The following is a 21,132-nucleotide window of genomic DNA, read 5'->3' as shown; positions in this document are numbered from 1 at the left end:
CGCCGGGGTGGCGCATGGTGCCGGCCTTTCCGAGCCGACGCCGATCGCCTCACGCCGGATCACCGCGCGCCGGCCCCACGAAGCTTCCGCCGGACGGTCCTGAGTTCCCGGGGGCTGCCGAAGGGGTAGATGGTGATTCGGTTGCCGAGCGCCGCCATCCGGGCGGCGGCGCCGGACAGGTCACCAGCAAGCCAGAGGACGTACGAGAAGCTGCACTCGGCCTGGACCCACCCGTGCACGGGCCGGTAGTCCGGGTGCCCGACCGACCTGGCCACGGCGTCCCGGATCTCGTCGAGGACAGCCGGCGAACGCAGGTGGGCGATGCCCGACTCGTACGCGAATTCCAGGTGCGCGTCGGCCACGGCCGCCGCGTTGAGCGATCCGGGCGGCGACGTCTCGGCACAGCGCCGCGCGAAGCTGAGCAACGTGTCCAGCGAACCGCCCCACTTCGGGCACAGCTGCTGGACGTGGGTCAGCTGGGCGTAGAACGGATCCGACCGTGCCTTCGCGGCGCGCTCGTACCGCCGGTTCGCCTCCGCCTGCCCCAACTGGAGGCCCCGGGCGGTACGCAGCCGCGCCGTCCACGCGGCGATGTTGCCCGGCTCCTCCGCGGTCACGTCGCCGAGCACCCGCTCGGCCTCACGGAGGATCTCGTGGAAGGACGCGAACTGGCGGTTGCTGGTGTACGTGGCGCGCGCCGCCCCTCGGGCCTCCCACGCCATCCACACCAACCGGGCGCCGAGCAACGTACCGGCCAGGGTCGACTCGGCCGGTCCGCCTCCTGCCGTCCGCAGGAACGTCTCCACGCCCTTGGTCTCGGCGACCATCGCGGTGGCGACTGTCGGGTCGTCGTGCTCGGGCAGTTGGTCGAAGAAGGCGACGACGGCCGGCCAGTCCTCGGCGTGCAGGGCGCGCCGCAGCGGCGCGAGATCGGGGTAGTGGTCGACGAGGTCGTAGCTCGGCAGCCCGAGAAGTGAGGAGATCTTGAGGAGCGGCACGCCGGAGAGCATAGGAGCAGGCGGCCGGCCGCCGAGGGCGCCGATTGGCCCGAGGACGGGATCGAGCCGAAGCTGTGACCGGTCACCATACGTTCGACCACGAGCGGGCCCCCCGTGCGCCCCGCCGATCCGGACAATCTGTCGGGCGTGTTCGGTGTCCGGATGGCCTCGATCCGCGAGTGGGGCCGCGGTCAGCTGGGGCATTGCGGGAAATATGATCAGGTCATGCCTCTGACGGTGGATGACGTCGACCGGTTCGAGCTGTCGAGGCCCCGTCTGGAGGCCATCGCCTATCGTCTGCTCGGCTCCGCGGACGAGGCGGAGGACGTCGTGCAGGAGACGTTCTTGCGCTGGCAGGCCGCCGACGTCGATCGCGTCGAGGTCCCCGAGGCCTGGCTGACGAAGGTACTCACCAACCTGTGCCTCAACCAGCTCACCTCCGCGCGGGCCCGCCGCGAGACCTACGTGGGTCGGTGGCTGCCCGAGCCGCTGCTCGCGGGGGATCCGATGCTCGGCCCGGCCGACACCGCCGTGCAGCGCGAATCGGTGTCGTACGCGGTGCTCACGCTCATGGAGCGCCTGTCCCCCAACGAGCGGGCCGTGTACGTGCTGCGGGAGGCCTTCGACTACCCGCACCGGGAGATCGCTGAGATCCTCGACATCACCGAGGTCGCCAGCCAGCAGATCTTCCACCGCGCCAAGAAGCATGTCGCGTACGGCAGAGCCCGCAGCGAGATCGACCAGGCCGCCGCCCGGCGGATCGTCGAGGAGTTCCTCGCTGCCGCCACCAGTGGCCGGACCGATGAGCTCGTACGCCTGCTCACCAAGGACGCCATCTCCATCGGCGACGGCGGAGGGAAGGTTCCGGCACGCACCAAGGCGTTCGAGGGAGCCGTCGCGGTCGCGAAGTTCGTTTGGGGCCTGTTCAGGCCCGCCGAGGCCAAGCGCGCCATCGTCGGCGGCTCGCCCGAGATCTACGCCTGGACCGCCAATGGCGAACCCGCCGTTGTGGTCGTCGTGGAAGGCCGGGTCGTCGCCGTCATGTGCCTGGAGGTCACCGCCGAGGGCATCACCGCCTGCCGTACGCAGGCAAACCCCGACAAGCTCGAACGCGCGACCCAGCAATGGGCGGCGGCCCACCATGGAGAGCCCTTGCTCATGATGTGACCCGCATCACCCGTGGCTCCTGTCAGGAATCGGCGGGCCATCCGGTTCAAGTGACAAATCCGGACCGGACAGTAAGGGAGCCGACGATGAGGGTGCTGGTGGCAGGAGCGACCGGAGCGATGGGCAAGGAACTGGTGCCGCGCCTGGTCGATGCCGGACACGAGGTGTTCGCCATGATCCGCAGCGAAGCCAACAAGTCCAGGGCGGCACAGCTGGGCGCGGTGCCGGTCGTCGCCGATGCGCTGGATCGCGCCCAGGTGGAGGCGGCGGTACGCCAGGCGGCCCCGGAGGTGATCGTCCACCAGCTGACCGCCATCGGCGACATTGATACCCGCCACTTCGACCGCAGCTTCGCCGCCACCAACCGGCTGCGGATCGAGGGCACCGACAACCTCCTGTCGGCCGCACGCGCCACGGGAGTACGACGCTTCGTCGCCCAGAGCAACGGCGCGTTCACCTACACGCGGACCGGCGGGCCGGTCAAGAACGAACAAGATCCCCTGGATCGCGCACCGGTCGGCCAGATGGCCCCGATGATCGCCGCGATCGAGCACTTGGAGAAGGCAGTGCTGGGCGCCGCCTGGACCGAAGGGATCGTGCTGCGCTACGGCGCCTTCTACGGACCCGGCACCTCCATGGCGCCAGGCTCCGAGCAGGTGGAGATGATCCGCAAACGCAAGTTCCCGGTCGTCGGCGACGGCGGCGCGGTGTGGTCGTTCGTCCACATCGCCGACGCCGCCGAGGCCACGGTCGCCGCGGTGGAGAACGGCGGCCGCGGCATCTACAACATCGTCGATGACGACCCCGCACCGGTCGCCGAATGGCTTCCGGAACTGGCAGCGATGCTGGGCGCCAAGAAGCCGATGCGGGTACCGCGGTTCATCGGACGGCTGGCCGCCGGACAGGCCGGCGTCGTGCTCATGACCGAGCTGCGCGGCGCATCCAACGCCAAGGCCAAGCGCGACCTGGGCTGGCACCCGACACACCCCACCTGGCGCCACGGCTTCCAGGTCGTGCCGTGACTTGCTGAGCGTCGTTCTTGCGGCCTCAGCCGGTGTCAGCGGAGCCGAACGCCTGTCGAAGGGCAACCATCCGCACGGATGGCTGCCCTTCGACCGGGAGCGCTCGTACACCCGCGACAAGCTCTTGGACCCGGTGCCGACCTCGGGCGGCCTCAGCAGTTTGCCGCCGAACCGGGTGACGGAGTTTATTCGATGAACACGTTCAAGGAGTCGGCCAGCCCGTCGTTTCGGTTGATGCCGACGAAGAATTCGCTCCCCACGTGGGTGACGTCTTCGATCTCGTCGGTCAAGTTGTTCCCCGGAATGCCGATGTCGCTCTCCACATCGCCTCCAGACCAGTTGTACTGGTACACCCAGTTCCACCCGGTGGCGGGCGTTGAAGTGTTGATTGACTTGGTGTTCCAGATGTAGTTCTCAGAGCAGTCAATGCCTTGGTCGGAACGATTATCGTGACTCGTCAGGTTGCTCTTCGCCAGCGTCCATCCACTCGTCAGCGCACCGGCGCCGGGATGGGTCCACAGGCTACCCAGTCGTCGGGCAGCATATTTGCCGGCTCCGCCGGCGGCCGTCGCGCTGTAGCAGAGGCCGCTGATGTTGCCGATCGGTAGACGCACTTCCCCGGTGGCGCCAAAAGATCCGTCGGCGTTCAGGCGCACGACTGTCACCTCATCGCTGAGAAACGCCGACTGGCTCCCTTGGGTGGCAATCAGGGCCGGGCCCTGGCCCAGATAGTTCGGGTTGTAGGCGAGGTCATTGCCATGGCCGAGTGTGGGCATGGATGTTGGCGCCCCGGCGCAGACCCAGCTGGCGCCGTCCCAGGTTGAGCCGTCGCGTAACCACCTGGACAGGACGGGCTCTGCGCCGGCCGCCTTTGTGAAGACGATGTAAAGCTGGCCGCCCGGCCCCGCCACCATGCCTTGCATGACGGTGCGACCCGCCTTGCACGCACTGCTGTTCGGGATGTTCAGCCGTTCCGCCCCGCTCCTGTCTGTAGCAGCGTAGGCGGACGCTGCCGGCGCAACAGCGATTCCCATTGACAGTGCGAGCACGGACGCGAGGCTCGATAGTTTCTTCACTTCGGTGTCTCTCCTCCTAGGGGTAAGGCGGGAGCAGGGTATCGCTTAATGTAGACCTGTCTATGTTCTCCGCTGCGACGCCTCCCGCCTGAGGGTGTGGACTGAGGGCAGCGCTATCTCGACCTGCTAGTGGGCCCTGCTCAGACCTGGGTCACGGAGTCGATGCCTGATCGACGTCACCGACGAGCGCGTCTGGGGCCCGCATGCGCCACGCGTCGGTGACGAGTTCCTTCAACCGATCAACACTCACCTGCGTCAACCGCACCATGACCAGGGGCAACCCGTCATACGCGGGCGTGGTGAAGAAGACCGCGGGCTCGCCGAGGAGTAACGCCTGCTTCTCCGCTTCGTCGCCCACGTACAGCACCGCGATGTCGGTCCGGATCCGGCGCGGCGCACCTGGCCTGCGCTCGGGGTAGGACCAGACGAACCCTTTGCCGGCGACCCGGAAGTCGAAGCCGGCACTGTCGATCTCGACCACGTGCGGCAGCGCCAGCGCCAGGTGACGGACATCGTCCGCGTCAGCCATCGAGGTCGCTCCAGGACACCGCTTCCTGCATCCGCAAAGCCTATCCGCCGCGCTGCCGCCGGCCGCCCTGGGTGATCGGGTACCTACTCACCACGGGCGCGGCGATCGACTCCACCGTGGTCGGGCGCCCGAGGCGATGTTGCGACCCCGTTCGATGCGGCCAGCCGGCCGGCACGTCCTTGCCCTGTTGGTTAACTGGTGTTCTACTTCACCAGAACAATTACCCACGCCCGTTGCGGATCGGGAGGACCACCAGGTGATCAACTTTCATGTCGACCGGTCCAGCAGCGTCCCCGCCTATGCCCAACTGGTGCGGCAGGTGCGTGAAGGCCTACGGATCGGGACGCTGAAGCCCGGGGACCAACTCCCCACCGTGCGCAGCGTGGTGACCTCCTGCACGGTCAACCCGACCACGGTGCTCAAGGCCTACCGGGAACTGGAGCTGTCCGGCTTGGTGGAGGCACGGCAGGGGGCGGGCACCTTCGTCAGCGGAACGCTCGGCCACGCGGATCCCCATGTCATGGCCCGCTTACGCGGCAGCCTGGCCCGGTGGCTCGGCCAGGCCCGCGAGGCCGGTCTGGAGGACGAGGACGTCCAGGCGCTGCTCGCCTCGGTGATCGTGGAGAACTCGACGCGCAGGGCCCAGGCCGGCGGCGACCGGCCGCAGGCAGAGCCGGCACCGGGCGCCGGGTTCCAGAGGCGGGAGGGCGCCGCATGAGCGAGCAGTCCATCGCCGTGGAAGCCCGCGACGTGGGCAGGCGCTACGGCAGCGTCTGGGCGCTGCGTGAGTGCAGCTTCCAACTCCCCGCCAGCCGCATCATCGCGCTGGTCGGCGCGAACGGCGCGGGCAAGTCGACGTTGATGAGCATTGTCGCCGGTACGTTGGCGGCCACCTCCGGCTCACTGCTGGTCCACGGCCGACCGGTGGTGAAGGGCAGGTCCACCGACGGGGGTGGTTCTGCCGGGAGCCGGGTCGCGATCCTGGCCCAGGACAAGCCGTTGTACCGGGACTTCAGCGTGTCGGACATGCTCCGCTTCGGAAGGTCGATGAACCGCGTGTGGGACCAGCGGCGGGCGCTGTCGTGGCTTCAGCGCTTCGACATCCCCCTGGACCGCCGCTGCGGCAAGCTGTCCGGCGGCCAGCGGGCGCAGGTCGCGCTGGCGGTCGCCCTGGGCTCCCGCCCGGCGGTGCTGCTGTTGGACGAGCCCCTCGCGAACCTGGACCCGGTGGCCCGCACCGAGGTGACCGGCGAACTCATGGCGGAGGCCGCCGACAGCGACATGACCGTGGTGCTGTCGACCCACATCATCGCCGAGCTCAGTGGCGTCGGAGACCATCTGTTGCTGCTCGATGCGGGCCGGCCGGTGCTCACCGGCGACGTCGAGGAGTTGCTCGACAGCCACGTGCGGCTGACCGGGCCCCGCGCGGAGCAGCCGCCTGGCCCGGGCGCGATCGTCCAGGCGCAGCACACCGACCGTCAGTCCACGTTCGTCCTCCGGCAGCCGGCGTCACCGACGGCGCACGCCGTCGTCGCCCCCGGCTGGACCGCGCAGCCCATCAGCCTGGACGAGCTGATCCTGACCTACCTCAAGGCATCGTCCAGGGCACAGCATGGTTTGGAGACAGCGGCATGAGCCCGGTCACCCGAGCGGCCCCCACGATGCGCCAGGACGATCTCGGGTACGCCGGGGACATCCGCGGTCTGCTGTGGCTGACCTGGCGGCAGCACCGCTGGGCCCTGATCGGCATGCTCGTCCTGGCCGCGGTCCTGGTGGGCTGGATGACCTACCTGTCCGTGGAACTGACGGACCTGTGGCACCAGTGCGGCAACGCGTACTGCCCGGAGAACTCCCCACAAGGCGAGCGGCTCGCCGGTTCCTCGCGCCTGGTCCTGACCCTGGGTGCCCTGTCCCGGCTGGTGCAGTACATGCCGCTGCTGATCGGCGTGTTCATCGGCATCCCGGTGCTGACCAGGGAGCACGAGCAGCGGACCCTGCTGCTGGCCTGGAGCCAGGACGTCTCCCCGGGACGCTGGCTGTGGACCAAGCTGGGCATGCTCGGCCTGTACGTGGCGGCGGTGACCGCGGCCGTCGCCGGGGTCAGCGACCACCTGGAGCGAATGAGGACTCTGGTCGCTCCGGGAACCCTGTTCGACTATGTGCCGTTCCTGAACACCGGGATGCTGCCGGTCGCGATCAGCATCTGCTGGTTCGCGGTCGGCGTCGCACTCGGCGCCGCGCTCAAACGCACGCTCCCCGCCGTGTTCGGCGTGCTTGCGGGGTTCATCGGCCTGACCTACCTCGTCCAGTGGCGGTACCCCACCCTCATGAGGCCGTTGTCCGCGCACCTACGGGTGGGCGGACCGGACGGCGGTCTGTTGCGGGACAACGCCCTGGTCGTCAAGGGCGGCATGATCGACTACGGTGCGGAAGGGCCGTCCGGCGCGTTCGACGCCGCCGGCCGCCAACTCAGCGGCGTCGAACTGCAGACCCTGTGCCCGCCCGACAACGATGGCGGCAAGATACTCGCCTGCGAGTACACCAACCAGATTCAGCAGCACCTGCAGTACCAGCCCGGCAGCCGAATCCCCGAGTTCCATCTGATCGTCGCGACCGGCTACCTGAGCCTGACCGCGGTGGCGCTCGCCGCCGCCTGGTGGATCGTCCGCCGCACCAACCTCAGCGCGGGCTGACCCCGACGCCTGACAATCTCGCACCGGGCGCCGAAATGAAGGCCACGTTGCCCGACCCGTATCGGTGGTGGGACCGCCGCGGTATCGGGCGTAACCGGCATGGCAGGCGGCCAGGTCAAGGTTGAGCGGCATTGAAATCTGTCAAGTTGGCGACACTTCGCCGATGCCACGGTCGCGGCCTCGACTAATACCATAGGCCCATGTCACCAAAGGTCTCGATTGTCGCCACGGACCGCCACCGTGATCCGGGCCCGAGAGACGGCACCGATGTGACCTTTCTGCCGCTCGCCGAGTACGAAGGTACCTCGGTCTACCCCGAATCGACCCCGGCGCTGATGCAGGAACTGGTAGCCGCGGGCTTGGTGGTGGACGCCTGGCATCCCGCTGCGGAATGCGATTTCGTTTCATCGCGCGGCCTGGTGACCGACACTCTGCTCCAGATCGGCGTCGGAATCGGCTCCTCCGCCGGATGGTATGCCTTGCAGTCGATGTTGCGCCGGCGCACCGGGCAGGTCACCGTGCGCGCAGTCGTCGACGACGGTGTCCAGCGGCGGCGCGTGGAGGTGACCGGAGAGGCCGCTGACGTCGTCGAGGCGCTGGAGACGCTCGACCCGTTCAGGTCGGAGCCCTCCTGATGGCGCCGGCCACGGCGTCCCGCCGAGGCCCCGCCTGCGAGCGATGACATGAGGCCCGTACGTGAGGCCTCGCGGCGTTACTCGCCAGCTGTCGCGGAGGAACGCCGCCGACTCGTCGGGCAGATCGCGACCGTCATGGAGGCGTCGTCGGTCATCCGCGACCCGAGCAGCCGGCAGTTGCTGCTTCAAGAACTGAGCCACGCATTGGCCGGCGCCCTGGGCTACCGAGAGCTGAGCCTGCTACGACCCCAGATCGTCGAGCTGGTGACGGTCTGCGTTGATCGCCCGGGCGGGCTGCGCTGCCTCGTCGAATGCATGGAGCTGCTCGAACCGGGCACCGAGCATACCGTCGCGCTCCTGAGACTGGCCGACGAGTGGCACGCGATCGAGTTGTTCACCGACTACGACATTCCCTGGTTGCGGGGTCTACTGTCCACGGTAGACGTGACTGCGGATCTGCGGCGATTCGTCGCCGAGACCCGTGCGGCCCCGGCCCCACCCTGGTGCAGGACCGCCTGGGATCTCTTCACTCACCTCGCGTCGGCGAACTCGCATGATTCGGTGCCGCCGTGGCTGCCGCTGCTGGACAGGTTGGCGACGGCCGTTCCCGAGGTGTCCCGGGACCGAATGCGCGAATTTGTCGCGCAGCTGTCGCAGGACTGGGGAATCACCGATCAGGTCGAGGAGTCCCAACCGGATCCTCCGGCGCCCATCGGCACCGCCTACCTGGTCATCCAGTTCGAGAAGTACGGCGGTGACGACGACACCTACATCATGTCGCACTGGTACCAGTGGGCGTCCCCGGTGTGGCAGCCGATTCGCGGCGAGGACCGGCACGTCTCGTACGGGGAACTCGAGGCGGCCGTCGACCAGGTCATCAACGAGACCGAACGCCGTTGGGCGGATCAGGTCGGCGCGGTGACCATCGAGTTCGTCCTGCCCTGGCAGCTGATCAATGAACCGGTCGACACCTGGCGCAAGGAGCTCCAATCGCTGCTGCCGAGTCCCCTGACGACGGAGTACCCACTGGTGATCAGGAGCCTGGAGCGCATCCGCGCCAGTCAGTGGCACCGGGTCTGGCGCAGCCGTTGGCAGGGCCTCGCCAGTAGCGACAGCGACCGGCAGCTGATCCACTGCGCGTCGCGGCACCATGTCGACGTCCAACTCGAGGCGACTCTCAAACGCAAGAGCGGCGCCGCGGTGCTGGTGCTCAGCGAATCCCCGACCGCGAACAGCGACGGTGAGCGCCAATTGCTCGTCGGGCTGCGGTCGGGAGTTCCGGCAATCGTCTGGCACCGCAATGCACCATCCATGATGGACCTGTGCGAGACTGTCGCGTCGATGATCGGTGATCAGACGTCCGGTCGAGGGGTGGTCGAGCTGCCGCACCATGCCGCGCACCTTCGGCAGCTGGCGTGGAGTGAGGACCCCAAAGGGCTCGGCCAGCACATGGGACACGGCTTTGTGATTTTGTTCGACGATCCGGATCGGCAGCCAGGAGGAGCGGCCTCCGCCGACGGCGACAGGCGGAAGGTTCTCGCATGAGCCGCATCGGCCACGGGACGTGGTTTGCCGCCGGCGGGTTTCGCCGCCGCATGCGACCACCGTGGCCTGCGTCCACATCGGCGGTTCCACGATGAGCCGGCCGACCTCGACGACCGCCAACCCTGCGAGCCGACACGCCGAGGGACTCGGGCTCGAGCCGGCGCGCCACGGCCGGGATCTCATCGTGGTCGTCGACGACGACACGGTCATGGAGTTCTGGGCGGACGAAATTTCGACGTTCGTCGCGGTACTGCGGGCCCAACGCGCCTTCGCCTCGGTCGAGGTGAAGCGCCTGACCGTCGAAGACGGCGCGGTGTGGGTGACCGGCGAGCCCGACACTGTTAACGCCCCGCCCGCGAGTCTGGTCGATCCCGCCGGACAGCGGGTCATTTTCCTCGTGAGTCACGGCGGGTCCGACGCCTGGCGGGCCGGGCTCGTTTACCCCGTGCTCGTCTCGTGGGCGGCCAACGTGGCCGTTGCCGTGGTCAATCTTCTACCGCAGCAGCGTTGGCGCGAGCGGGGAATGGAAACGACCGAGGTGGCGTGGAGCCTGGAAGGCGCGGGATCGGCGACCTCCCGGTCGTCGTGGCGGGTGAGCGGCCTGGACCTTCGCCCCACCGACCAGCGTGACGACGCCCGGCTGACGGCGGTGCCGGTCATCGAACGAGGCATGGACTGGTTGCAGCGATGGAGCCGTCTGCTGACTGAGCCGACGACGGGCGAGCTGCGGATGCATGCGCTGCTCCTGCCGCCCGACGGGCTGCCCACCCGCCGACCGGGCAGGTCGCTCACTGCTCACGATCTCGTCGCCCGATTCCGGGCCACCGTGTCGCCGGCGGCGTTCACACTGGCGACACGCCTGGCGGCCGCCCCGCTCAACGTCCGCGTGGTGCGCGCCGTGGCGAGGACCATGGTCCGCTCGGGACCGGAGCAGTTGACCGAGGTGCTGACGAGCGAACTGGTGCGGCCGGTCCCGCGCGCGGCGGCGGCGAGCGGCGACACCAGCATCAGGTACGAATTCGTGCACGGCGTACGAGAGCGGCTCCTCACGCTCGGGTACCGCGACCGCACCGTCGAGGTCCAGCACCTTGTGGAGTACGAACTCGCGCACGACGTGGAGGCGGTGCGCAACCTGACCCTTCGCGTCAAGGATCCGCGGAACGCATCGTACGAGCGCGTCACGCCAGCCGCCGAGCCGTACCTGCGGGTCGAATTGGCTGTCCACCTCTCACTGGGCGGGCCGAACCTCGTCGCAGCCGCGCGGCTGGGTCAGGCGCTCGGCTCTCCCGTCCCACGGCAGGTACGTCGAGTACTGCAGCCACCTTCCGTTATCGCTCACAGGACCATGGAGTCCGGAATGTCTGACAGAGTGAACTCGCCGGACCTGGGGGGCTCGTTCGGCACCGCAACCCACATCACGCTGGACGCCGAGCGGGACAACTTCCCGAGCAGGCGACCGACCAACGACCTGCAGCCCGTACAACGGCTCGACGGGCAGTTACCGGCCATCGTCGGCAACCTGCCGCTGAGAAACACGAACTTCACCGGCCGGCGTGAACTGCTCGACTCCCTGCACCAGCGCCTGAGCGCCGGCACCACCGCCGTGCTACCGGAGGCGCTGCACGGCGCCGGCGGGGTGGGCAAGTCCCAGCTCGCCATCGAGTACGTCTACCTCCACCAGCAGGACTTCGACCTCATCTGGTGGATCCCGGCTGAACGACCGGCCCAGATCCAGTCCGCGCTGGTAGAGCTGGCTGCGCGCCTGGAGCTGCCGGTCCCGTCTACCGCCAACACGGCTGTGCCGGCGGCGCTGGAGGCACTGCGGATCGGCCGCCCGTACTCCAACTGGTTGCTCGTCTTCGACAATGCCGAGGACCCCGACAACGTCGAGCAGTTCTTTCCCAAGGGCGGTCCAGGCAGCATAGTCGTCACCTCGCGCAACGGTGCGTGGCGAGAGGTCGCGAACAGTCTCCCGGTCGACGTGTTCGAACGGCAGGAGAGCATCGATCTGCTCCGCCGTCGCGGGCCGGACCTGGCCGTCGACGACGCCGACCGGCTCGCCGCTGCCCTGGGCGACCTTCCTCTGGCCATCGAGCAGGCCGCAGCCTGGCGCGCCGAGACGCGAATGCCGGCCGACGAATACCTGGAACTCCTCGACGCCAGCCGGCCGGTCCTCGATGACGAGACCACGCAGCAGGACTACCCGGAGCTCGTCGCCGCGGCGTGGAGCGTGTCGCTCAACTGGCTTCGCGACCAGGACCTGCCGGCGCTACGGCTGCTGCAGGTGTGCTCGTTCTTCGCGCCCGAGCCGATCGGCAAGGTACTCCTGTCGAAGCCGCGCGCGCTACGCATCCATCCCGATCTCGATCCCCTCGTTCGCAACCCGATCCGCCTCAACCGGGCGATCCGCACGCTCGGCCGCCTTTCGCTTGCGCGCATCGACCACCGGACGAACTCCTTCCAGATGCACCGCCTCGTCCAACGCGTACTGATCAACCAGATGGATCCGCAGGACCGCGACGCCCTGCGTCACGGCGCCCACATGCTGCTGGCCGGCAACGACCCCGACCAGCCCGACGACGCTGACCACTGGCCGCGGTACGCCCAGCTGTACCCGCACATCGTCGCCTCCGGAGCCGAACGGTGCTCGAACGAACTCGTGCGGGACATGGTGCTGAACGAGGCGAAATACCTCTGGCGTTGGGGCGACCATCTCGGCGCACGAGAGCTGTCACAGCGAGCGTGGACAGCCTGGAGAGCCGACGGCGACGAGGCCGCCCCGGACAGTCTCCGCATGGCGAGCTGGCTCGGCTTCATGCATTTCGTCGTCGGTGATTACGCCGCCGCAGCGACCCTGAACGCCCAGACGCTCGATCTCTACCGGCAGACCCTCGGCGACGACCAGGAGGAGACCCTGAACGCCCTGGGCGCGGTGGCCGCCGACCACCGGGTCGCCGGTGACTTCGCCGGTGCGCTGGACCGCTCGCTCGTCGTCTACGAACAGGCGAAGCGGAATTTCGGTGAGGAGGAGCCGTTCACCCTGCGTGCCGCGCACAATCTCGCCGTCAGCATGCGGCTGTCCGGTCTGTTCGGTCGGGCTCTCCAGCTTGACGAGCAGTCCTACCAGCGCCGGGTGCAGATCTACGGCACCGACCACCTGGACAGTCTGAGCACCTTCGGCGGCATCAACCTCGACCGTCGAGAACTGGGCGACTACGTGGCGGCGCACGCAAACCAGGAGACCGTCGTCGCCACGGCCCGCCGGATGCTGAGGTACGACGACCACCCGGAACTCCTGCGGCAGAGCCACATGCTGGCGAGTTTCCGGCGCAAGGCCGGTCACCACCACGACGCCCTGGACCTGTCCACCGATGTGCTACGCCGCTTCCGCACCCGCTACGGCGACGACCATCCGGACACGGTGCTCGCCATGCTGACGTTCTCCATCGACCAGCGGCTGAGCGGCGACCTCCGCGCCGCCAGAGAGGCGGCGGAGGTGGCGGTGGAAGGGCTGCGCCGGCTGTACGGCGAGGACCACCCGCACACGGCGGGCGCGCAGGTCGACCTGGCGGTGACGCTTCGGTTGCTGGGCGAGTGCGAACAGGCCCGGGAGCTCGACCAGGCGGCGTTGGAGCAGCTGACCAGCCGGCTCGGCGATTCCCATGCCCTGGTGCTGGCCGCCCAGATCAACCTGGGGAGCGACCATTACGAGCTCGGCGACCTCGCCGAGGCCCGCGCCCTCGACGCGGACACCCTCGAACAGTGTCGTCAGGTGCTCGGCGGCGCTCATCCCACCACGCTCGTGTGCGCGCTGAACCTCGCCATGGATCTACGCGACCTCCGGCGCGATGCGGAGGCAAGCATGCTGTTCGACACGAGCCTCGAGCAACTCCGCCAGACCCTCGGCCTCCGACACCCGGCGGTCGCGGCGGTCGGCGCCGGCGTACGGGCGAACTGCGACATCGACCCACTCCCGCTGTAGCGGCAGGCGTTCGATCCGGCGGGTCAGACGGCCAGCCAACCCGCCGGGTCGACGGTGTCGAGCTGCCGATCACGCAGCCCCTCACCAACCCAGCCGGCCAACTCCAGCGGATCCAGGGCATCCGCGGCGGACCCGCGCGACCGCAGCCCCTGGACCACGGCCAGGACGAGTTCCGGGCGGCCCAGCAGGGCCCGCGTCGCCGGATCGGCGAGCTGGTCGACCTGGGTGAGGCCGAGACCTACCCAGCCGTGCACGCTAAGTGGGTCCTGCCTGAGCTCGCGGAGGTAACCGGCGCGCGCCCGATCGACATCGCCGGCCACGAGGGCCAGGTCGGCTGCGGTGGCGCCGGCAACCCTCTCCCCCAGCTCGTCGGGCGTGGCGCGCAGTCGGTTGAAGGCATCCGGGTCGAACAGTAGGTATCTGCACAGGACGGCCCGAGCGTCGAGCAGGCCCACCGGCGGTTCCGCCCGCACCTTCGCGGCGCCGACGGCGAAGACCGCGTCCGCCGCCGAGGCACGGTGCTGCCAGGCTGCCGCGAGCGCGTCGTGGTCAGCGGGGTCGAGGCAGATGTTGTGCCCCCGCCACATCGCGCGGTGGTCGAGTGCGACGGCGTGAGCCGCATCGAGCGCGGCGGGGGGCGCGTGGTCTTCCTGGCATGCCTTCAGCTCGGCGTGAAGGGTATCGACGAACCGCTGACCATGCCCGGTCAGCCGGCCGGACGTCGCGAGCACCCGCAGGACGCCCAGGGTCTGCCGTCGCCACAGCGCGAACTCGAATTCCGCGGCCGCCCGCTCCCCCGGCGGCGCCTGCTGCCGGCGGACCCGCCAGAACTGGGTGATGCCGGCGAACGCGTACGCACCCTGCAGGATGCCGGGGAGCGGTCTGGGGTCGTCCCGCCAGGGGGCGTAATAGCGGAGGCGATCGTCGGCCTCGCAGAGGGTGAGCAGGTGGGACAGGGCACCAAGCTTCTGATGCTGAGACTCGTGCACCAGCGTCACCGCCAGCTGCAGCGTGTCGTCCGGTTGGGAGAGCAGGATGCCCCCGAACGCCTCGGTGCCGGACGCCGACAGCGGACGGAAACGCTCGCGGCGTGGCACAGGTGCCAGGGTCCGTACGATTCCGGTGATCGTCAGGGCACGACTGGGCTGCTCGCGGACCAGCAGTTCCCAGGCGCGGGCGAGATCCGCACGCCAGCCGGCGATCTCGGGCCCCGACAGGGGTTGTGGCGACGAGGGGCCCCGCAGGTCGCGGTACAGGTCGCGATCGAGCAGCTCGACCCGGAGGTCGACGCCGTCAGCACGGACCTCGATGACGATGGGTTCATGCCAGTCAGGGTCGCCGGGTCGGCACCGCACGGTCCGGGCGCCGGTCTCCATGTCGACGTGCCCTTTGCGAGCCCGTACACGGACGACCTCGACATCCAGCGGGACCGACGCCGCGCCCACGGTGGGCAGTACCGCGGTGCGGTGGCGCGCCGGGATGTCCAGTTCGAAGGTGAGGCCGGCCCGAACGGCACTTGCCGCCGCGAGTGCGTGCAGGTAGCCGACGTCCAGCCACAACGGCACCGGGTCGGGGCCGTTACGGAGCCGACGCAGGGTGTGTGCGGCCCAGATGCCGACCTGTGGCCGGGCCAGGATGTCCTCGGTGATCCCTGGAGCGGCACCGTATGCCTGGACCAGGAGGTCCCAGGCGTCGCTCACGGGTGCGAGCGGACCGGAGGCGTCGGCTCGGGTGGCGCAGATGTCCAGCAGGGCCCGCAGCACGATCAGCCGCCAGCTGCGCTCGGACCGCCAGAGCGCTGCGATGCTCGGTTCGTCTCCGGCCCCGGTGGCCAGGGCATGGAAGTGTGCGTGTTCGAAGTGGGTCGGACCTAACGGGAGGGAATCAGACGACATGTTCCTCCGAATCCGGTCCGGCGGACCGTATCCGGCTCGGGAAGGAGCCGCTGTAGCCGCTGATGCTGCCCCCCGAATCGGCGATTCTTTCTCGCACTCGCGAGATCGCCGCAGTCATGCCGGTGAGGTCAACGGATCGCAGAGTCGCTACGGTCACCGCTGACAAGTCAAGCAGCTCAGACTCGATACCGGCGAGGCGTTCCTCCATGTACGGCAACCCCCAAGTGATGACAGTCGATAACGCCATTATTACTTACCGGTGCAGGCAGCGAAAGCGCCGAGCGACGGGCGCCACAGGCCGAGTCCGGACGTGACGCTCTGATGTGGACGCGGCGGAACTGGCACTGTCCTGTCAGGAATTCGGTGCCAGCCGCGCGGCGGCGTCCTCGACTCGGCTCATCGCAGCGTCGTCGGTGGCGAAGAAGCGAACCGCCTCGACGAGTTCGGACAGGGCTCCCGGATAGCGCAGACACGTTCGCACGGCACTGATGGCATCGAGTCGCGCCGCGCTGCTGCGCCGGATGGCCGCGTACACCTGGCCACGCAGCAGGGACAGGATTTCCTCACGGTCGTTCGGTCGCAGGAACTCCGGCACCTCAAGCAGCGCGTCCACGATGGGGCCCAGCATGGCCGGGGAGGGAGGCGCTGGCGCCGCGGGTGCCACATTCCCGGCTTCGGATCGGTCGAGAAGGAAACCCTCGTCGCCGAGGGCGTTGCGGTGCCAGAGGTACGTCGGGGTCTGCGCGGTCAGACCACTCGCCCGCAGCACGGCGAACCGCTCCCGCAGGGCGGCCATGAGGCGCTCCGGATCCGCGAGCCGACCGGCCTCGCCGTCGTCGAGCAGTCGCAGTACTTCCCGGCTGAACAGTCCGGTACGCCGCACACCTAGGTTCGCAGCGACCTGGCCGAGGCCGGCAGCGAACAGGACGTCCTGCCGCCGACCGGCGACCGGCTTTCCGACGGGGAAGGTCTCGCTGCCGGTCACGCACACCCCCTGCGGCCGATCGTGCAGTTGGCACGCGTCGACGATCCACACTTGTCGATCAAAAGTCGGCACGAGGTCGGAGGCGAACGTGGCAAGCATGGAGTCGAGGTCGAGGGAACCGGCATCTGTGGCAGTGGCGTCGGCGTAGTAGAGCCGCCTGCGACGGCCGGTGTCGACATAGCCGTGGCCGCCCCAGATCACGTAGAGGGTCGATGCCTGTCGCGATGGCAGTTCCCGCAACAGGACCTCACGTACGGTCGCCCGGTCGGCTGGCCGCAGGACGGCTCCCGGCGGGATGGCGTTCGGGCCGGGATCGGGCGACGACAGCACGGTCACCTGCCCGGGCGGCACATCCCGGGCCACGAACCAGCGGGCAAACCGGAGGGCGTCGTCGGCCGGCCCGACCAGGCTCCAGTCACGGCCCGCCGCGTACTGGTCGATGCCGACAGCGACCACGTGCACATCGCGCGGATCGTGGCCGGGGCCCATGGCTCACTCCTCATCCACCGCTGCGACAGCCGGGCGGCTTACCGGGCCGTCCGCCGGGCGTGCCCGGGATCCGGTGACGGCCCCTTACCGGCCGTGTCCTCATCCCAGGGGACTGCGGCGGCGACCTCGACCATATCCATTGGCGCCATCAGTCACAGTCCACTGTCGGCGCCACGGTGGCGCGGGATCCGGTACGTCCGGCGCTGCGGCCTGTCGGCCTGGTTCAGTCGACGATGATCACGTGGAGGTTGCGGGGGCCGTGGACGCCCTCGACCCGGTTGAGTTCGATGTCGCTCGTGGCGGACGGCCCGCTGATCCAGGTCAGCGGCCGGCCCGGGGTGACCCGGGCGAGGGCGTCCGGCACGGTGGCGACGACCTGATCGGCCCGGACCACGCACACGTGCACGTCGGGCAGCAGCGTGATGATGCGGCGGCCCTGGTCGGGTGCTCCGTCGAGCACGATCGTGCCGGTCTCGGCCACGGCCACAGCCGCCGCGGTCACCACCCCGTCCGCGGCGGCGATCCGCCCCGCTGGGAGGTCGTCGTCCGTGACCGCGACAACGCTGTCGGGCAGCCAGTGCGGGGGCAGGCCGGGCGGCACCACGGCCTGCCGGCCGCCGAGCACCTCGTCGACGATCCGGGTGACGCCGGTGTCGGCGCACCGGTGCACGGCTGCCCGGTAGTCGGTGAGGCGGTCCACGAGCAGGTCCAGGTCGGCGGCGACGGCGCCGGCGGGCCGGTAGTCCCGGGGCACCTCGGTCGGCACCGGCCGGGGCTCGCCGAGGGCGGCACGCAGCCGGCCGAGAATGACCTCGCGCGCGCTCACCGCTGTGCCCACCACTGGCGGAAGGTCTGTGGCGGCGGCTCCGGCAGGTCGCGGCTGGCGGTCCAGCCGGACAGCGGCGGCGGCAGGCCTCGTCCGCGCGGCCCGGCGAGCTGGCTCAGCCGCGCCGCGCGCTGCGCGGCGGCGTACAGCGCCGGGCGGTCCATGGTGTACGCGGCCGCGGCCATGGTCGCCGCCTCGGCGCGCGGGTGCGGGGCCTGGGCGCGCAGGTGTACCAGGATCGAGGGGATGTCGATCATGACGGGGCAGGCGTCGTAGCAGGCGCCGCAGAGCGACGAGGCGTACGGCAGGGAGGCGTTGTCGGCCACCCCGGTGAGCTGCGGGGAGAGCACGGCGCCGATCGGCCCCGGATAGACCGACCCGTACGCGTGCCCGCCGGTGCGTTCGTACACCGGGCAGACGTTGAGGCAGGCCGAGCAGCGGATGCAGTGCAACGCCTGCCGGCCCACCTCGTCGGCGAGCACCGCGCTGCGGCCGTTGTCGAGCAGCACCAGATGGAACGCCTGCGGGCCGTCACCCGGCGTGACGCCGGTCCACATCGAGGTGTAGGGATTCATCCGCTCCCCGGTCGACGCCCGCGGCAGGAGTTGGAGGAACACCTCCAGGTCCCGCCAGGTGGGGATGACCTTCTCGATGCCCATCACGGTGATCAGGGTCTCCGGCAGGGTGAGGCACATCCGCCCGTTGCCCTCGGACTCGACGACCGCGAGGGTGCCGGTCTCGGCGACGGCGAAGTTCGCGCCCGACACGGCCACCCGCGTACTCAGGAACGTCTCCCGCAGGTGCCGGCGCGCCGCGGCGGCCAGGACCGCCGGCTCGTCCGTGAGCGCCGGGTCGACGCCCGGCATCGCCCGCAGGAAGATCTCCCGGATCTCGGCCCGGTTGCGGTGGATCGCCGGCACCAGGATGTGGCTCGGCCGGTCGTCGCCGAGCTGCACGATCAGCTCGGCCAGGTCCGTCTCGACGGGCTCGATCCCGGCGGCCTCCAGAGCCTCGTTGAGGCCGATCTCCTGGGTGGCCATCGACTTGACCTTCATGACCCGGTCGGCGCCGGCCGCCCGGACCAGTTCGGTGACGATCCGGTTGGCCTCGACGGCGTCGGCGGCCCAGTGCACCGTGCCGCCGGCCGCGGTGACGGCCGCCTCCAACTGCTCCAGCAGTTCGGGCAGGCGGGCCATGGTGTCGGTCTTGATCGCCCGGGCGGCGGCGCGCAGCTCCGGCCAGTCCGGCACCTCAGCGATCACCGCCCCCGACTTCGCCCGGATCGTCGTGGTCGCATGCCGCAGGTTCCGCCGCAACTGCGCGTCGCCGAGGGCGCGGCGGGCCGCGGCCGGGAACGACTCCTCGCCGCGCAGGTGCCCCACACCGGTGGGGGCGGTGGCGGGCATACCCAGGAACGTACGTGTCACGGTCGCACCCCCGACCGCTCCCGCTCCCCCACCGTCTCCGAGCGTTCCGTGCTGGCCAGGATCTCCGCCATATGCACCGTCCGCACCCCCGCCCGCAGCCGCGACAGCCCGCCGACGATGTGCATCAGGCAGGAGGCGTCCCCGGCCGTGCACACGTCCGCTCTCGTGGCCAGCACGGTGCGCATCTTGTCAGCGAGCATCGCCGTCGAGGTGTCCGCGTTCTTCACGGCAAACGTGCCGCCGAAGCCGCAGCACTGCTCCGCCTGCGGCAGCTCCACCAGGTCCAGCCCACGGACCGCGCGCAGCAGCCGCAACGGCCGGTCCCCCACCCGCAGCATCCGAAGCGAGTGACAGGTCGGGTGGTACGTCACCCGATGCGGGTAGTACGCCCCGACATCGGTCACCCCGAGCACGTCGACGAGGAACTCCGACAGCTCATACGTCCGCGCGGCAACCCCCTCCGCCCGGCCCGCCAACCGCTCGTCGCCCGCCCGCCGTGCCACCATCGCATGCTGGTGCCGCACCGAACCGACGCACGAGCCCGACGGCGCCACCACCACGTCGTACGGGGCGAACACCCGCACGTGCCGGCGGACCAGCCGCAGCGCCTCGTCCGGATAACCGGTGTTCACGTGCATCTGCCCGCAGCACGTCTGATCCTCGGGGAAGACGACCTCGTGGCCCAGGCGCTCCAGCAGCCGTACCGTCGCCTTCGCCGCTTCGGGGAAGAGAGTGTCAGCGAGGCAGGTGACGAACAGAGCAATCCGCATGTTCTTCCACCCATCCGGGTCTCGGCGGCCCACCAGGTCGCCGTCGATCGCGCCGGCGGCACGGGCCTCCACCAGGATGCTACCGAGCGCGGTGGCCTCGACCAGTCCGACGAGTACCGGTATTCCGCCGGCGTCGGCGGTGAGCTGGCACGGCGGACATCGATGTGCGGAAAGCCCGTAAGGTGTGGCGAATGGGGTGGGAGGCACTCGAGCAGTGGGGGGAGGACGCCGCTCGCATCGAGCCGCTCGCCGGCGGAGTCGCCAACGACGTCTGGAGCGTGCGCGTCGGCGGGCACCTCGCGGTCGGCCGTCTCGGCACCAGGAGCGACGCTGATCTCGCGTGGGAGACCGAGCTTCTCCACTATCTCGACCGTGCCGGTCTGACCGTGCCGGTGCCGATCCCGACCACGGACGGCCGGCTGTTCGCCGATGGTCTGGTGGTGATGACCTACCTGGAGGGCGGACCGCCCGAGACGCAGGCCGACTGGCGTCGCGTGGCCGGCGCGCTCCGCGAGCTGCATCGGTTGACGCGGGGGTGGCCGCAACGTCCAGGTTGGCGGTCGTCGACCGACCTCCTGCACGCCGAGACCGGGACGAAGATCGACCTCGGTGCGATGCCCCGTGAGGGCGTTGCTCGATGCCGGACAGCGTGGGCGCGGCTCGCCGGACGTGAGACCTGCGTCGTGCACGGCGACCCTAACGCCGGCAACGTCCGCATGACCGCGAATCACGTCGCGCTGATCGACTGGGACGAGGCGCACGTCGACGTGCCCGACCTCGACCTCGTGCTGCCCGACAACGCCGCCGGCCTCGACGACGGCGCGTACGACATTGCCGCGCAAGCGTCGGCCGCGTGGGAGGCCGCTGTCTGCTGGGACGACGAGTACGCAGTCAAGCGGCTCGCCGAAGTTCGGGCGGTCTGAGAGCCCGTTCGAGGAGTGGACCTGATGGCGGTCGAGTGCGCACATCTGCCGCCGACCGCGCGTCACGCACGGCAGGCAGCAGGCGTCCGCTGTCTCGGGCGGTGCTCGCTGGTCGCTGGTTGCTCACGTGTCAGCAGCGGTGCTTCCCACTCCTACGACACCGCATCCTG

General features: G+C 69.7%; 17 protein-coding genes. 9 read left to right on the top strand and 8 right to left on the bottom strand.

Going from position 1 to position 21,132, the window contains the following annotated elements:
- Positions 1-59: 59 nt before the first annotated feature.
- Entirely contained in the window at positions 60-998 is a 939-nt protein-coding gene (locus ACQP12_RS16200; RefSeq protein WP_433288870.1) for a hypothetical protein, read from the bottom strand.
- Between the two features lie 225 nt (positions 999-1,223).
- On the opposite strand from ACQP12_RS16200, the gene sigJ reads away from it, so the two are divergent.
- Both sigJ and ACQP12_RS16190 read left to right on the top strand, forming a co-directional pair.
- Positions 1,224-2,165, top strand: a complete 942-nt coding sequence (gene sigJ, locus ACQP12_RS16195; RefSeq protein ID WP_433289293.1) for an RNA polymerase sigma factor SigJ — start codon at positions 1,224-1,226, stop codon at positions 2,163-2,165.
- An 86-nt stretch (positions 2,166-2,251) separates the two neighbouring features.
- Complete coding sequence (locus tag ACQP12_RS16190) at positions 2,252-3,187, top strand: NAD-dependent epimerase/dehydratase family protein (protein ID WP_433288868.1); 936 nt, start codon at positions 2,252-2,254, stop codon at positions 3,185-3,187.
- Between the two features lie 185 nt (positions 3,188-3,372).
- Here ACQP12_RS16190 and ACQP12_RS16185 read toward each other — a convergent pair whose 3' ends face one another.
- Together ACQP12_RS16185 and ACQP12_RS16180 are read right to left on the bottom strand one after the other, a co-directional pair.
- Complete coding sequence (locus ACQP12_RS16185) at positions 3,373-4,263, bottom strand: hypothetical protein (RefSeq protein WP_433288866.1); 891 nt, start codon at positions 4,261-4,263, stop codon at positions 3,373-3,375.
- A gap of 151 nt (positions 4,264-4,414) precedes the next feature.
- On the bottom strand, positions 4,415-4,792 hold the full coding sequence (locus ACQP12_RS16180) for an MmcQ/YjbR family DNA-binding protein (RefSeq protein ID WP_433288864.1): 378 nt from the start codon (positions 4,790-4,792) through the stop codon (positions 4,415-4,417).
- 256 nt (positions 4,793-5,048) lie between these two features.
- Between ACQP12_RS16180 and ACQP12_RS16175 the strand changes: the two genes are divergently transcribed.
- From ACQP12_RS16175 to fxsT, 6 genes are all read left to right on the top strand, one after another.
- The gene (locus ACQP12_RS16175; protein ID WP_357949145.1) at positions 5,049-5,510 is read left to right on the top strand and encodes a GntR family transcriptional regulator; all 462 of its coding nucleotides are present in this window, start codon (positions 5,049-5,051) and stop codon (positions 5,508-5,510) included.
- Positions 5,507-6,427 (top strand): ABC transporter ATP-binding protein, encoded by a 921-nt coding sequence (locus ACQP12_RS16170; RefSeq protein ID WP_433288861.1) that lies wholly within the window; start codon positions 5,507-5,509, stop codon positions 6,425-6,427. Before ACQP12_RS16175 ends, ACQP12_RS16170 begins: the two co-directional genes overlap by 4 nt.
- Entirely contained in the window at positions 6,424-7,485 is a 1,062-nt protein-coding gene (locus ACQP12_RS16165) for an ABC transporter permease (RefSeq protein WP_433288859.1), read from the top strand. The genes ACQP12_RS16170 and ACQP12_RS16165 overlap by 4 nt, the downstream gene beginning before the upstream one ends.
- Before the next feature lie 200 nt (positions 7,486-7,685).
- A complete protein-coding gene (locus ACQP12_RS16160; protein WP_433288857.1) occupies positions 7,686-8,120 on the top strand; it encodes a hypothetical protein in 435 nt (144 codons plus the stop codon).
- A 48-nt stretch (positions 8,121-8,168) separates the two neighbouring features.
- Positions 8,169-9,665: an effector-associated domain 2-containing protein gene (locus ACQP12_RS16155; RefSeq protein WP_433288855.1), complete on the top strand. Its 1,497-nt coding sequence runs from the start codon at positions 8,169-8,171 to the stop codon at positions 9,663-9,665.
- 91 nt (positions 9,666-9,756) lie between these two features.
- Positions 9,757-13,647 carry an FxSxx-COOH system tetratricopeptide repeat protein gene (gene fxsT / locus ACQP12_RS16150; protein WP_433288853.1) on the top strand — a complete coding sequence of 1,297 codons (3,891 nt, stop codon included), beginning with the start codon at positions 9,757-9,759 and terminating at the stop codon, positions 13,645-13,647.
- A 23-nt stretch (positions 13,648-13,670) separates the two neighbouring features.
- Here the strand turns inward: fxsT and ACQP12_RS16145 are convergent, their stop codons facing one another.
- From ACQP12_RS16145 to ACQP12_RS16125, 5 genes are all read right to left on the bottom strand, one after another.
- Positions 13,671-15,347, bottom strand: a complete 1,677-nt coding sequence (locus ACQP12_RS16145) for an HEXXH motif domain-containing protein (RefSeq protein WP_433288851.1) — start codon at positions 15,345-15,347, stop codon at positions 13,671-13,673.
- A gap of 547 nt (positions 15,348-15,894) precedes the next feature.
- A complete protein-coding gene (locus tag ACQP12_RS16140) occupies positions 15,895-17,016 on the bottom strand; it encodes an effector-associated domain 2-containing protein (RefSeq protein ID WP_433288848.1) in 1,122 nt (373 codons plus the stop codon).
- Positions 17,017-17,239: 223 nt separating this feature from the next.
- Entirely contained in the window at positions 17,240-17,842 is a 603-nt protein-coding gene (locus ACQP12_RS16135; RefSeq protein WP_433288846.1) for a LutC/YkgG family protein, read from the bottom strand.
- Entirely contained in the window at positions 17,839-19,248 is a 1,410-nt protein-coding gene (locus ACQP12_RS16130) for a lactate utilization protein B (protein WP_433289291.1), read from the bottom strand. The genes ACQP12_RS16135 and ACQP12_RS16130 overlap by 4 nt, the downstream gene beginning before the upstream one ends.
- 17 nt (positions 19,249-19,265) lie before the next feature.
- A complete protein-coding gene (locus ACQP12_RS16125; RefSeq protein WP_433289289.1) occupies positions 19,266-20,039 on the bottom strand; it encodes a (Fe-S)-binding protein in 774 nt (257 codons plus the stop codon).
- A gap of 191 nt (positions 20,040-20,230) precedes the next feature.
- Between ACQP12_RS16125 and ACQP12_RS16120 the strand changes: the two genes are divergently transcribed.
- On the top strand, positions 20,231-20,962 hold the full coding sequence (locus tag ACQP12_RS16120; RefSeq protein ID WP_433288844.1) for a phosphotransferase enzyme family protein: 732 nt from the start codon (positions 20,231-20,233) through the stop codon (positions 20,960-20,962).
- Positions 20,963-21,132: the final 170 nt, after the last annotated feature.

This window comes from Micromonospora sp. CA-244673 (assembly GCF_050948395.1).
Classification (GTDB): Bacteria; Actinomycetota; Actinomycetes; order Mycobacteriales; family Micromonosporaceae; genus Micromonospora.
This window is presented reverse-complemented; position numbering and strand designations above follow the sequence as displayed.

Excerpts from the sequence above, each read along its gene's own strand:
- sigJ (WP_433289293.1), top strand. The coding sequence starts at position 1,224 with ATGCCTCTGACGGTGGATGACGTCGACCGGTTCGAGCTGTCGAGGCCC.
- ACQP12_RS16190 (WP_433288868.1), top strand. The coding sequence starts at position 2,252 with ATGAGGGTGCTGGTGGCAGGAGCGACCGGAGCGATGGGCAAGGAACTG.
- ACQP12_RS16180 (WP_433288864.1), bottom strand. The coding sequence starts at position 4,792 with ATGGCTGACGCGGACGATGTCCGTCACCTGGCGCTGGCGCTGCCGCAC.
- ACQP12_RS16170 (WP_433288861.1), top strand. The coding sequence starts at position 5,507 with ATGAGCGAGCAGTCCATCGCCGTGGAAGCCCGCGACGTGGGCAGGCGC.
- ACQP12_RS16165 (WP_433288859.1), top strand. The coding sequence starts at position 6,424 with ATGAGCCCGGTCACCCGAGCGGCCCCCACGATGCGCCAGGACGATCTC.
- ACQP12_RS16160 (WP_433288857.1), top strand. The coding sequence starts at position 7,686 with ATGTCACCAAAGGTCTCGATTGTCGCCACGGACCGCCACCGTGATCCG.
- ACQP12_RS16155 (WP_433288855.1), top strand. The coding sequence starts at position 8,169 with ATGAGGCCCGTACGTGAGGCCTCGCGGCGTTACTCGCCAGCTGTCGCG.
- fxsT (WP_433288853.1), top strand. The coding sequence starts at position 9,757 with ATGAGCCGGCCGACCTCGACGACCGCCAACCCTGCGAGCCGACACGCC.
- ACQP12_RS16140 (WP_433288848.1), bottom strand. The coding sequence starts at position 17,016 with ATGGGCCCCGGCCACGATCCGCGCGATGTGCACGTGGTCGCTGTCGGC.
- ACQP12_RS16130 (WP_433289291.1), bottom strand. The coding sequence starts at position 19,248 with ATGCCCGCCACCGCCCCCACCGGTGTGGGGCACCTGCGCGGCGAGGAG.
- ACQP12_RS16125 (WP_433289289.1), bottom strand. The coding sequence starts at position 20,039 with ATGCGGATTGCTCTGTTCGTCACCTGCCTCGCTGACACTCTCTTCCCC.
- ACQP12_RS16120 (WP_433288844.1), top strand. The coding sequence starts at position 20,231 with ATGGGGTGGGAGGCACTCGAGCAGTGGGGGGAGGACGCCGCTCGCATC.